This window comes from Streptomyces sp. CNT372 (genome assembly GCF_000377145.1).
This window is the reverse complement of the sequence record NZ_KB897776.1, coordinates 541,503-553,319: the sequence shown is the minus strand read 5'-3', so window position 1 is coordinate 553,319 and position 11,817 is coordinate 541,503. Positions and strand designations below refer to the sequence as shown.

Genomic DNA, 11,817 nt, shown 5'->3' with positions numbered 1-11,817 from the left:
GCTTCCGCTCGAAAAGTTGAGCAGTTGTCTTGTTCTGCGTATTCCCAACCGCACTACCCGCCAGTAAATACCCCGGGTAACCACAACCCGCGGAGGCGCAATGAAGCGTTCAGGAACAGGACTTCGCATGCTCTCGAGAACGGTGGCGGCCGCGGTCCTCCTCGCCACCGTGCTCGGAGGGTCCGCCGCGACGGCGGCCCCCGCCCCGGCCCCCGCCGCGTCCGGCACCGGCCCCCGCACCGCCGCCGTCCCGCTGCCGCCCGAACTGGAGGCGATCCGCGCCGCCGAGGCCACCGCGCTCTACGGCAGCCCCGCCGAACGTCCCCTCGCCCAGCGGAAGACGGGCCTGATCTCGCTCGGCGACAGCGAGATCTCGGGCGAGGGCGTGGGCACCTACGAAAGCGGCACCAACGGCCCCGACAACTGGTGCCACCGCTCCCCGCAGGCCGCCGTCCACCGCACCGGCATCGCCGTTGACGTCACCTACAACGTCTCCTGTTCCGGCGCCTCCTCGGTCAACATCCGCATCGGCGGCACGAAGCAGTACGCCGACGAACTGGTCCAGAGCGACAATCTCGCGATCAAGGCCCGCAACACCCGCATCAAGATGGTCCTGCTGGTCGCCGGGGCCAACGACGACCTCCAGTTCGGCCCGGTCATGACCGACTGCGTCACCCGCTTCATCCTGATCCAGGGCCCGTGCGAGCCGAAGTACGCGCCCGGCTGGCAGGCCCGCGTCGACGGCCTCGTCCCCAAGGTCGAGCAGACCGCGCGCGACCTGCGCACCGTGATGCGCGACGCGGGGTACGCGGACACCGACTACAAGCTCGTCCTGATGAGTTACCCGAGCCCGATCGGCCCCGACTTCCGCGACAACCCGAAGTTCCCCGGCAAGCTGATCTGCGGCGGCATGGGCTACGACTCCGACACGGTGTGGGGCCGCAACACCGCCGTCCCCGCCTTCGAACGCGGCATCCGGCAGGCGGCCCGCACCACGGGCGCGGTCTACCTGGACAACTCCCGCCTCTTCCACGGCCACGAGGTCTGCCACGAGGACGCGTGGGCGCGCGGACTCTACATCGACCTCTCCAACCCCTTCCCGCCGGACTCCAACTCGGTCCGCCAGTCTTTCCACCCGAACGCGCGCGGGCACGCGGCCTTCGCGAGCTGCCTCACCCAGCTCTGGAACTCGGGCCTGAACGAGGCGAGCTGCGCGGACGTCGCGTCCACCGGCAGCCCGAAGCTCTTCCCGTTCGCCTGGGACGACGCCTTCCGCCCGCTGAGGTCGGCGGCCGGCCCGTGCGCGGACGTGGAGGGCGCCGTCACCCGCAACGGCACGGCGGTGCTGGGCTGGGACTGCCACGACGGCCGCAACCAGGCGTGGTGGCACGACACGTCCCGCGGCTCGGTCCACACCGCCCTCACCCAGGACCGCTGTCTGGACGTCCGCGGCGGTGACTACCGCGCAGGCGCGGGCCTGATCGTGTGGGACTGCCACGGCGGCGAGAACCAGCGCTTCGTACGGGTCGGCGACACGCTGCGCCCGGCCGGGGCGCAGTCCCTGTGCGCGACGGCGGCGGTGAAGGGGGAGGCGCTGCGGCTGCGGGCGTGCGACGGGTCCGCGGGGCAGCGCTTCGCGTAGGCGGTCGTCCGCCCCCGTCGGACGGGCCGGATTCGCGGCCTCGCCGGAGACCTGCCGGCCTCGCCGGCGTTGGAGGCGCGGGGGTCCGGGGGCGGAGCCCCGGGTACGGCGGTGCACCCGCCGTACCCGGGCACCACGCTCCGCGCGGTGGCCCGGTCGCCGGACGGGCCGACGAGCCCTCCGGCGCCCGGGGTGTCAGCCCAGCCCCGGCCCCCGTACCGGAATCGCCGTGAAGGTCGGCTGCTCGGGTTCCGGTGAAGTGAAGAAGTCGTTCCCCTTGTCGTCCACCACGATGAACGCCGGGAAGTCCTCCACCTCGATCCGCCAGACCGCCTCCATGCCGAGCTCCTCGTACTCGACGACCTCGACCTTCTTGATGCAGTCCTGCGCCAGCCGGGCCGCCGGGCCGCCGATCGAGCCCAGGTAGAAGCCGCCGTGCGCCCCGCACGCGTCCGTCACCTGCCGGGAGCGGTTGCCCTTCGCCAGCATGATCTTCGAGCCGCCCGCCGCCTGGAACTGCTCCACGTAGGAGTCCATCCGGCCCGCCGTCGTCGGCCCGAAGGACCCCGACGCGTAGCCCTCCGGCGTCTTCGCCGGGCCCGCGTAGTAGACCGGGTGGTCCTTCAGGTACTGCGGCATGTCCTCACCCGCGTCCAGCCGCTCCTTGATCTTCGCGTGCGCGATGTCGCGCGCGACGACCAGCGGGCCGGTCAGCGAGAGCCGGGTCTTGACCGGGTACTTGGTCAGCTCCGCCAGCATCTCGTCCATCGGCCGGTTGAGGTCGATCCGCACGACCTCGCCCTCCTCCGCGAGCTGCTCGTCCGTGGTGTCGGGCAGGAAGCGCGCCGGGTCCTTCTCCAGCTGCTCCAGGAAGACGCCCTCCGCCGTGATCTTCGCGACCGCCTGGCGGTCGGCGGAGCAGGAGACCGCGATGGCCACCGGCAGGGACGCGCCGTGGCGCGGCAGCCGGACCACGCGCACGTCGTGGCAGAAGTACTTGCCGCCGAACTGCGCGCCGATGCCGATCTTCTGGGTCAGCTCGAAGACCTTCTTCTCCAGTTCCTCGTCCCGGAAGCCGTGCCCCAGCTCGGAGCCCTCGGAGGGCAGCTCGTCCAGGTAGTGCGCGGAGGCGTACTTCGCGGTCTTCAGCGCGAACTCGGCGGAGGTGCCGCCCACCACGATCGCCAGGTGGTACGGCGGGCACGCGGCGGTGCCCAGGGAGCGGATCTTCTCCTCCAGGAACCTCATCATGCTCGCCTCGTTGAGGACGGCCTTGGTCTCCTGGTAGAGGAAGGACTTGTTCGCCGAACCGCCGCCCTTCGCCATGAAGAGGAACTTGTACGCGCCGCCGTCGGTCGCGTACAGCTCGATCTGCGCGGGCAGGTTGGAGCCGGTGTTCTTCTCCTCCCACATGGTCAGCGGCGCCATCTGCGAGTAGCGCAGGTTCAGCTCGGTGTAGGCGTCGTAGATGCCCCGGGAGAGCGCCTCCTCGTCCCCGCCGGAGGTGAGGACGTTCTGGCCGCGCTTGCCCATGACGATCGCGGTGCCGGTGTCCTGGCACATGGGCAGCACCCCGGCCGCCGCGATGTTCGCGTTCTTCAGCAGGTCGAGCGCGACGAACTTGTCGTTGGACGACGCCTCGGGGTCGTCGATGATCCGGCGGAGCTGGGCGAGGTGCGCGGGGCGGAGGAAGTGCTGGATGTCCTTGATCGCCTCGGCCGCGAGGGTACGCAGGGCCTCCGGCTCGACCTTGAGGAAGGTGCGCCCGTCGGCCTCGAAGGTGGAGACACCCTCGGAGGTCACCAGCCGGTACGGGGTGGTGTCCTCGCCCAGCGGGAGCAGATCCGTATACGCGAACTCCGGCATGTCGCCCATTCCTCACTTCACAGACAGCGGTGTGCCTCCGTTGGCAGCGCCATCCAGGGTAGGGCGAGCCCCGGAGCCGGACCTTGTGAGGTAAGGCTCACTTGCCGCCGCCCCGGTCCCGGCCGGGCTCCGGCCCACCGTCCCGGCCGGGCATCCGTCCCGGTCCCGGCCCGGCTCCCCCTGCTGGTCCCTGTCGCCGCCCCGGCGCCGGCCCCTGCCCGGTTCCGCGCCGCGCCGTGTGCCACCCCTGGTCGCGATCTATCGCGTTTCGCTACGCTGGCTCCGTGGACCTCGAGAAGCACTCCCAGAAGCCGGCCGTCCCCGCCGGCCCTGCCGTCCCCGCCGACGCCGAGCAGGCCCTGCGCGCGTCCGACGCCGACCGGGACCGCGTCGCGGACATCCTGCGGGACGCCCTCGCGGAGGGCCGGCTGGACGCCGAGGAGCACGCCGAGCGGATCGACGCGGTCTACCGCGCCAAGACCATGGGTGAACTGGAGCCCCTGGTGCGGGATCTGCCCGCGACGGGGCACCCGTCCTCCGCGGCCGCCCGCGCCGAGGACGGGGACGACACCGCCCCCGCGGAGAACCTGGTCGCCGTCTTCTCCGGCTCCACCCGCAAGGGCCGCTGGCGCGTCGGCCGCCGCACCAACGCCTTCTCCCTCTTCGGCAGCGTCGAGATCGACCTGACCCAGGCGCTGTTCCGCCAGCGCCTCAGCGTCATCAACGCGACGTCGATCTTCGGCAGCGTGGAGATCCGCGTCCCGGAGAACATCACCCTGCGGGGGAGCGGCACGGGCGTCTTCGGCAGCTTCGAGGTGGTGACCCTGGAGGCCGAGGACCCGGAGGCTCCGGTCGTGGTCGTCAACGGGTACTCGGTTTTCGGCAGCGTCGAGGCGAAGCCCAGGCGGGGGCGCAGGATCTCCGACCTCCACGGCCGCCTGCGCAAACACCTGGGCTGAACACCCGGCGCGTGCGGGGGATTTCACGCCGTGCGCGGTTGCGCGTGATTCCGCGCCTCCCGGCGGCGTGCCACTCAGTGCATAGGCGTGCGCACAGCGGGTAGGGACTGCTGCATCGTCTCTCGCTCGCGAATTCGTCGTCAGGAGTAGACCGTGCTGCAACTGCCGCCTCAGTCCCTGCAGGTAGCCGCGCAGGTAGCCGCCGTCCCCCGCCAGCGCGTCCCCACCCGGGACGACGAGGCCGGGCCCTGGCACGCGGAGGCGGCCTGCCGCCGCGACGAGGCGGGGCTGTTCTTCGCGCCGTCGAAGGAGCCCACGGCCGCGCGGCTGTCCCGCGAGGAGGCGGCCAAGCGGGTCTGCGCCCGCTGTCCCGTGATGATCGAGTGCCGGGAGCACGCCCTGCTCCAGCCCGAGCCGTACGGCGTCTGGGGCGGACTCACCGCGGCCGAGCGGCGGGTGGTGCTGGCCCGGCGGCGCCGGCGCGAGACGGAGGTCACCAAGCCCGCGTCCGCGGCCTGAGGCGCGTCGCGCGGTCCGGGCCCCGGTCCCGGCGCGCGGACCGAGCCTCTGGTTTCGCTGCGCGGTTCGGGCAGGACACGCGCGGCACCGGCGGCACGGCGCACACCCCGCACCACGGTCGGTCGTACGCAACGCGAGAGGCGCCCCTCCGCACAGGGGCGCCTCTCGCGTGCGCGCTCGCCGCGACGCACTCGCGGCCGGCGTGCCTACTGCGCGCGGTCGAAGTCGATCTGGCTGTACGCGCGCAGCTTGGAGAGCCGGTGGGTCGAGTCGATCTGGCGGATGGTGCCCGACTTGGACCGCATCACCAGGGACTGCGTGGTCGCCGTCTCCGCCCGGTAGCGCACCCCGCGCAGCAGCTCGCCGTCGGTGATGCCGGTGGCCACGAAGAAGACGTTCTCGCCGCTGACCAGGTCGTCGGTGGACAGCACCCGGTCGAGGTCGTGCCCGGCGTCGATCGCGCGCTGCCGCTCCTCGTCGTCCTTCGGCCACAACTTGCCCTGGATCACACCGCCCAGGCACTTGATCGCGCAGGCCGAGATGATGCCCTCGGGCGTACCGCCGATGCCGAGCAGCAGGTCGACGCCGGTGCCCTCCTTGACAGCCATGATCGAGCCCGCGACGTCGCCGTCCGAGATGAATTTGATCCGGGCGCCCGTCTCGCGGATCTCCTTGACGATGCCCTCGTGGCGCGGGCGGTCCAGGATGACCACGGTGACGTCGTCGGGGGAGGAGTTCTTCGCCCGGGCGACGCGGCGGATGTTCACCGAGACCGGGGCGTTGATGTCGACGAAGTCGGCGGCCTCGGGGCCGGTGACGAGCTTGTCCATGTAGAAGACCGCGGAGGGGTCGAACATGGTCCCGCGGTCGGCGGCGGCCAGCACGGCGATGGCGTTCGGCATGCCCTTGGCCGTCAGCGTGGTGCCGTCGATGGGGTCCACGGCGATGTCGCACTCGGCGCCGGTGCCGTCGCCGATGCGCTCGCCGTTGAACAGCATCGGCGCCTCGTCCTTCTCGCCCTCGCCGATCACGACGACGCCGTTCATCGAGACGGTCGAGACGAGGGTCCGCATGGCTTTGACGGCGGCGCCGTCGGCGCCGTTCTTCTCGCCGCGGCCGACCCAGCGGCCGGCGGCCATGGCGGCGGCCTCGGTGACCCGGACGAGCTCGAGGGCGAGGTTGCGGTCGGGGGCCTCGGGCGAGACCTCCAGTGGGGACGGCAGCTGATGCTCGGTCATCGGGAGCGCACCTTTCTGTACGACGCGACGGCCGTAGGTAAAGAGAGGGTGGTGCCGACTCTATCGGTACATCGACAAACTGAGCAGAGGGGGCCACGTTTGAGCACGGACCCCGGATGCGACGATGGATGGCGTGGCAGGCAATCGAGGCAGACAGACAATCCGCGGCATGTTCCAGTCGATGGCGGTCATCGGCATCGTCGTGGCCGGTATCTACATGCTGGTCCCGCACGACGAGAACGCGGACCCGATCAAGGAGCAGGACTACCGCGTCGAGCTCCTGACGGCTCGCCGCGCCGCCCCGTACCCGGTCGCGGCCCCCGAGGGGCTGGGCGCCGGCTGGAAGGCCACCTCGGTGCGGTTCGACGGCGCGGAAGCCCACGCGTGGCACCTCGGTTTCCTGGACCCGGACCGCCAGTACGTGGCCGTCAAGCAGTCCTCGGCCGAGCCCCGCGACAAGTACATCCGCGAGGTGACCCGCGAGGCGCGCCCCACCAAGGAGACCCGCACGGTCGGTGAGCGGACCTGGCAGCGCTGGGAGGGCCCGAAGTACGACGCCCTGGTGCTGACCGCCGACGGTGCGACCACGGTCGTCCTGGGCACGGCCTCCGAGGACCGGCTCGCCGAGATGGCCGGCGCGCTGGTCGCCGAGCGCGGCGAGAAGCCGTCCGCGGCCCCTTCCGCGTCGTAGACCGCCGCCCCTCGCGTTGGTAGTCCACCGCCCCCTCGCGTCGTAGGCGCAGCCCGCCGAAGGGCGCACGGCCCGGCTCACCCCCGTATCGGACTGTGTGAGTCGGGTCACGTGCGCCCTCATTTTTGTTGAACTTTAATCTAATGCGCTACCGTGGAGCCTGTTAGTTGGTTGGCCCATTATTCGCCCCCGGGAAGGTTCCCATGTCCCTCGTTCTTGACCCCACCGCGCAGGACCTGCTGTTCCGCGAGGCCCGTACCGCGAACACCTTCACCGACGAGCCGGTGACCGACGAGCAGGTCCAGGCGATCTACGACCTGGTCAAGTACGGCCCGACCGCCTTCAACCAGACCCCGCTGCGCATCGTGCTCGTCCGCAGCGAGGAGGCCCGCGAGCGCCTGGTCGCGCACATGGCCGAGGGCAACCAGCCCAAGACCCGCACCGCCCCGCTCGTCGCGATCCTGGCCGCCGACAACGAGTTCCACGAGGAGCTGCCGGCCCTGCTGCCGCACTTCCCGCAGGCCAAGGACATGTTCTTCAGCGAGCGCCCGGCCCGTGAGTCGGCCGCCCTGCTCAACGCCGCCCTCCAGGCCGCCTACTTCATCGTCGGCGTCCGCGCCGCCGGCCTCGCCGCCGGCCCGATGACCGGCTACGACGCCGCGGGCATCCAGAAGGAGTTCCTCGACGACGACCACACCCCGCTGATGGTCGTCAACATCGGCCGCCCCGGCGAGGACGCCTGGTTCCCGCGCTCCCCGCGGCTCGCGTACGACGAGGTCGTCACGACGGTCTGAGGCGCGCCCCGGCCGCCGCGCGGGGCGTTCGCGCCCGCACTCTCATGGCACGGCGAAGGCCGCCGTCCCGGTCATCCCGAGGCGGCGGCCTTCGCTGCACGCAGGCGATTCCGGTTCCGGTTCCCGACCGCTACTCGCCGTCCGCCGACGCGCCCTCCGCCGACGCGGACTCCGCCAGCGCCGCGTCCAGACGCGCCCGGGCGCCCTCCAGCCGGCGCCGGCAGACCTTGGCCAGCTCCTCGCCGCGCTCCCACAGGGCGAGCGACTCCTCCAGCGTGGTCCCGCCCGCCTCCAGCCGGCGCACGACCTCGATCAGCTCGTCCCGTGCCTGCTCGTAGCCGAGCGCGTCCTCTTCCGTCCTGGCAGCCATGCGATCACCCTATTCCGAGCCTGCTGGGCCCGATGCGTCCGATGTGCCCGGCGAGCCTGATGCCCCCGAGCTCCCTGGCGTCCCGCTTGTCCGCCGTGTCCGCCGTGTCCGCGCCGTCCGCGCCGTCCGCGCCGTCCGCGCCGTCCGCGCCGTCCGCGCCGTCCGCGCCGTCCGCGCCGTCCGCCAGGCGCTCACTCCTCCACCCGGACCGCGAACTCGCCGTCGGCGACCCGGGCCCGCAGCCCGTCCCCCGCCGCGACCTCCTCCGGGGAGCGCACCACGGCTCCGTCCGCCCGCTGGAGCACCGCGTAACCCCGCGCCATGGTGGCCGCGGGGGAGAGGGAGAGGACCCGGGCGGAGGTGTGCGCCAGCTCCGAGTCGGCCCGGTCCAGCAGGTGGCCGAAGACCCGGCGGCCCCGCGCCAGCAGAGCGTCCACCTCGTCCTCGCGCTGCTCCACCATCCGCTGCGGGTGCTCCATGCACGGCCGGGCCAGCGCGTGCGCGAGCCCGCGCTCCTCGCGGTCCAGCAGCCCCCGCACCGTGCGCAGCGCCCGGTCCCGCAGCATGCCCACCCGCTCGAGCTCCTCGCCGACGTCCGGGACGACCTTCTTCGCCGCGTCCGTCGGGGTCGACGCCCGCAGGTCCGCCACCAGGTCGAGCAGGGGCGCGTCCGGCTCGTGGCCGATGGCCGAGACGACCGGCGTCGAGCAGCCGGCCACGGCCCGCACCAGCTGCTCGTCCGAGAACGGCAGCAGATCCTCGACGCTGCCGCCGCCCCGGGCCACGATGATCACGTCCACGTCCGGGTGGTCGTCCAGCTCCTTCACCGCCTGGACCACCTGTGTCACGGCGTGCACACCCTGGACGGCGACGTTCCGCACTTCGAAGCGGACCTGGGGCCAGCGCCGGCGCGCGTTCTCCAGGACGTCCCGCTCAGCGGCCGAGGCGCGCCCGCACACCAGGCCCACCCGGTGCGGCAGGAACGGGAGCGCCCGCTTCCGGTCGGCGGCGAACAGGCCCTCCGCGCCCAGCGCCCGCTTCAACTGCTCAAGCCGCACCAGCAGTTCACCGATGCCGACCGGCCGTATCTCCGCCGCGCGCAGCGAGAGCTGGCCCCGGGGCGCGTACCACTCCGGCTTGGCGAGCACCACGACCCGCGCCCCCTCCGCGACCACATCGGCGACCGCGTCGAAGACCTGCCGGAAGCAGGTGACGCCCACCGAGATGTCGTACGAGGGGTCCCGCAGGGTCAGGAACACGACACCCGCGCCCGGGCGCCGCGAGAGCTGGGTGATCTGCCCCTCCACCCACACCGAGCCGAGGCGGTCGATCCACCCGCCGATGAGGCGGGACACCTCGCCGACGGGCAGGGGCGTCTCCGCGGACGTGTTGAGAGCCATACGGGGGAGCGTATCGGCCGCCTGTGACAATCCCGGCGTCCCGGCCCGGCCGCGTGCCCCCGGCCCGTTGTCCGGGCCCCGGCCGCCCGCGCCCGGCTCCGGGCCCGCGCGCTCCCCGTCACCCCGCGCCCGGATCCGGGCCCGCGCTCCCCGTCACCCCGCCCCGCGCCGCCCTCACCGCCGCGCCGGGCGCCCTACGGTCCCGGGCCGCCCCGCGTGCGTCACCGGCGCGCCGGTGACGCACTACCGTCCTGGGCCGGTCCGCGGCGTCGGGCGCCGCCGATCACCCGCCCCCTCCGGACGGCCTACGATGGGACGCATGACTGCTGCGCCGACCGCCCGACGCGTCCTCCTCGCCGCTCCCCGCGGCTACTGCGCGGGAGTCGACCGCGCCGTGATCGCCGTGGAGAAGGCCCTGGAGCAGTACGGGTCGCCCATCTACGTCCGCCACGAGATCGTCCACAACAAGTACGTCGTGCAGACCCTGGAGAAGAAGGGCGCGATCTTCGTCGAGGAGACGGCGGAGGTCCCCGAGGGCTCGATCGTCATGTTCTCGGCCCACGGCGTCGCCCCGACCGTCCACGCGGAGGCCGCCGAGCGCAAGCTCGCCACCATCGACGCGACCTGCCCGCTGGTCACCAAGGTCCACAAGGAGGCCGTGCGCTTCGCCAAGGAGGACTACGACATCCTCCTGATCGGCCACGAGGGCCACGAGGAGGTCATCGGCACCTCCGGCGAGGCCCCCGAGCACATCACCCTCGTCGACGGCCCGGACGACGTGGCCAACGTCGAGGTCCGCGACCCGGACAAGGTCGTCTGGCTCTCCCAGACGACGCTCTCGGTCGACGAGACGATGGAGACGGTCGACGCGCTGAAGACCAAGTTCCCCGGTCTGATCTCCCCGCCCAGCGACGACATCTGCTACGCCACGCAGAACCGCCAGATCGCGGTGAAGCAGATGGGCGCCGAGGCGGACCTCGTGATCGTCGTCGGCTCCAAGAACTCCTCCAACTCCGTCCGCCTGGTCGAGGTCGCCCTCGGCGCCGGCGCCAAGGACGCCCACCTGGTCGACTTCGCCGAGGAGATCGACGAGGCATGGCTGGAGGGCGTCTCCACGGTCGGCGTGACCTCGGGCGCCTCCGTTCCGGAGGTGCTCGTGGAGGGCGTGCTGGAGTGGCTCTCCCAGCGCGGTTACGAGGACGTCGAACTGGTCAAGGCGGCCGAGGAGTCCATCACCTTCTCCCTCCCGAAGGAACTCCGCCGCGACCTGCGCGCGGAGGCGGCGAGGCTCTCGGGGCAGTGACGCGCGGGCCGGCCCGGTTCGCCCCGGGGCCGGCCGTGGTTCTCCCGGACCGGCCCGGAGGTGGCCGTGGTTCTCCCGGACCGCTCCGAGCCGGTCTCCGGTTTCCCGGGGCCGGCCGTGGTTCTCCCGGACCGCCCCCGGCCGCTCTCCGGTTCGCCCCGGGGCCGGCTCTCCGACCGTCCTCGCCGTGACGGTCGGCTCCCGGTCGTCACGTTGGGTCTAACGTTGGGTCTAACGTTGGGTCCATGAACGTCTTCGGAGTGGACATCGGCGGATCCGGGATCAAGGGCGCTCCCGTGGATCTGGAACGCGGCGACCTGGCCGAGGCGCGCCACAAGGTCCTCACCCCGCACCCGGCGACGCCGGACGCCGTCGCGGACGGGGTCGCCGAGGTGGTGGGTCACTTCGGCTGGAGCGGGCCGGTCGGCATCACCTTCCCCGGGGTCGTCACCCACGGGGTCACCCGCACCGCGGCCAACGTGGACAAGGGCTGGGTCGGCAAGGACGCGGCCCGGCTGCTGGGCGACCGGCTCGGCGGCCTGCCCGTGACGATCCTGAACGACGCGGACGCGGCGGGCGTCGCCGAGACGACCTTCGGCGCCGGGCACGGCCGCAAGGGCACGGTCATCGTCCTCACCTTCGGCACCGGCATCGGCAGCGCGGTCTTCACCGACGGCCGACTGGTGCCCAACACGGAACTCGGCCACCTGGAGCTCCACGGCCACGACGCCGAGAAGCGGGCCTCCACCAAGGCCAAGGAGGACCACGACCTGAGCTGGGAGCACTGGGCCCGGCGGGTGACCAAGTACCTCGCGCACGTGGAGATGCTGTTCTCGCCCGAACTGTTCGTCATCGGGGGCGGCGTCAGCCGCAAGGCGGAGAAGTTCCTGCCCCTGATCGAGGGCATCCGGGCGGAGATCGTCCCGGCCGAGCTCCGGAACAACGCGGGGATCGTGGGGGCGGCGATGGCGGCGGCCGGCCGCTGAGGGCTCGGCGGGTCCGGGCGGAGCCCGCCGGTCCGGGCCCGGCCGCCCT

At 72.4% G+C, this 11,817-nt stretch carries 11 protein-coding genes; 7 read left to right on the top strand and 4 right to left on the bottom strand.

Features of this window, described 5'->3' with window-relative positions; translation table 11 throughout:
- Positions 1-127: 127 nt before the first annotated feature.
- Entirely contained in the window at positions 128-1,642 is a 1,515-nt protein-coding gene (locus tag C593_RS0102335) for a ricin-type beta-trefoil lectin domain protein (RefSeq protein WP_020610206.1), read from the top strand.
- A gap of 195 nt (positions 1,643-1,837) precedes the next feature.
- Here C593_RS0102335 and C593_RS0102330 read toward each other — a convergent pair whose 3' ends face one another.
- A complete protein-coding gene (locus C593_RS0102330) occupies positions 1,838-3,508 on the bottom strand; it encodes a fumarate hydratase (RefSeq protein WP_026277277.1) in 1,671 nt (556 codons plus the stop codon).
- A 284-nt stretch (positions 3,509-3,792) separates the two neighbouring features.
- Between C593_RS0102330 and C593_RS0102325 the strand changes: the two genes are divergently transcribed.
- Together C593_RS0102325 and C593_RS0102320 are read left to right on the top strand one after the other, a co-directional pair.
- Positions 3,793-4,467, top strand: coding sequence for a DUF1707 and DUF2154 domain-containing protein (locus tag C593_RS0102325; RefSeq protein ID WP_018845698.1), 675 nt, complete (start codon positions 3,793-3,795; stop codon positions 4,465-4,467).
- A 153-nt stretch (positions 4,468-4,620) separates the two neighbouring features.
- Entirely contained in the window at positions 4,621-4,986 is a 366-nt protein-coding gene (locus tag C593_RS0102320) for a WhiB family transcriptional regulator (protein ID WP_018845697.1), read from the top strand.
- Between the two features lie 206 nt (positions 4,987-5,192).
- Here C593_RS0102320 and glpX read toward each other — a convergent pair whose 3' ends face one another.
- A complete protein-coding gene (gene glpX, locus C593_RS0102315) occupies positions 5,193-6,224 on the bottom strand; it encodes a class II fructose-bisphosphatase (protein ID WP_018845696.1) in 1,032 nt (343 codons plus the stop codon).
- 124 nt (positions 6,225-6,348) lie between these two features.
- On the opposite strand from glpX, the gene C593_RS0102310 reads away from it, so the two are divergent.
- Entirely contained in the window at positions 6,349-6,915 is a 567-nt protein-coding gene (locus C593_RS0102310; RefSeq protein ID WP_078521100.1) for a DUF4245 domain-containing protein, read from the top strand.
- Positions 6,916-7,118: 203 nt separating this feature from the next.
- Positions 7,119-7,709 (top strand): malonic semialdehyde reductase, encoded by a 591-nt coding sequence (locus C593_RS0102305; RefSeq protein WP_018845694.1) that lies wholly within the window; start codon positions 7,119-7,121, stop codon positions 7,707-7,709.
- Between the two features lie 130 nt (positions 7,710-7,839).
- On the opposite strand, the gene C593_RS0102300 is transcribed toward C593_RS0102305, so the two are convergent.
- Positions 7,840-8,079 (bottom strand): exodeoxyribonuclease VII small subunit, encoded by a 240-nt coding sequence (locus C593_RS0102300; RefSeq protein WP_018845693.1) that lies wholly within the window; start codon positions 8,077-8,079, stop codon positions 7,840-7,842.
- Between the two features lie 191 nt (positions 8,080-8,270).
- Complete coding sequence (gene xseA, locus C593_RS0102295) at positions 8,271-9,479, bottom strand: exodeoxyribonuclease VII large subunit (protein WP_018845692.1); 1,209 nt, start codon at positions 9,477-9,479, stop codon at positions 8,271-8,273.
- Positions 9,480-9,789: 310 nt separating this feature from the next.
- Here xseA and C593_RS0102290 point away from each other — a divergent pair, with 310 nt between their 5' ends.
- Complete coding sequence (locus tag C593_RS0102290) at positions 9,790-10,782, top strand: 4-hydroxy-3-methylbut-2-enyl diphosphate reductase (protein ID WP_199789979.1); 993 nt, start codon at positions 9,790-9,792, stop codon at positions 10,780-10,782.
- 245 nt (positions 10,783-11,027) lie between these two features.
- A complete protein-coding gene (gene ppgK / locus C593_RS0102285; protein WP_018845690.1) occupies positions 11,028-11,768 on the top strand; it encodes a polyphosphate--glucose phosphotransferase in 741 nt (246 codons plus the stop codon).
- The last annotated feature ends 49 nt before the right edge of the window (positions 11,769-11,817 follow it).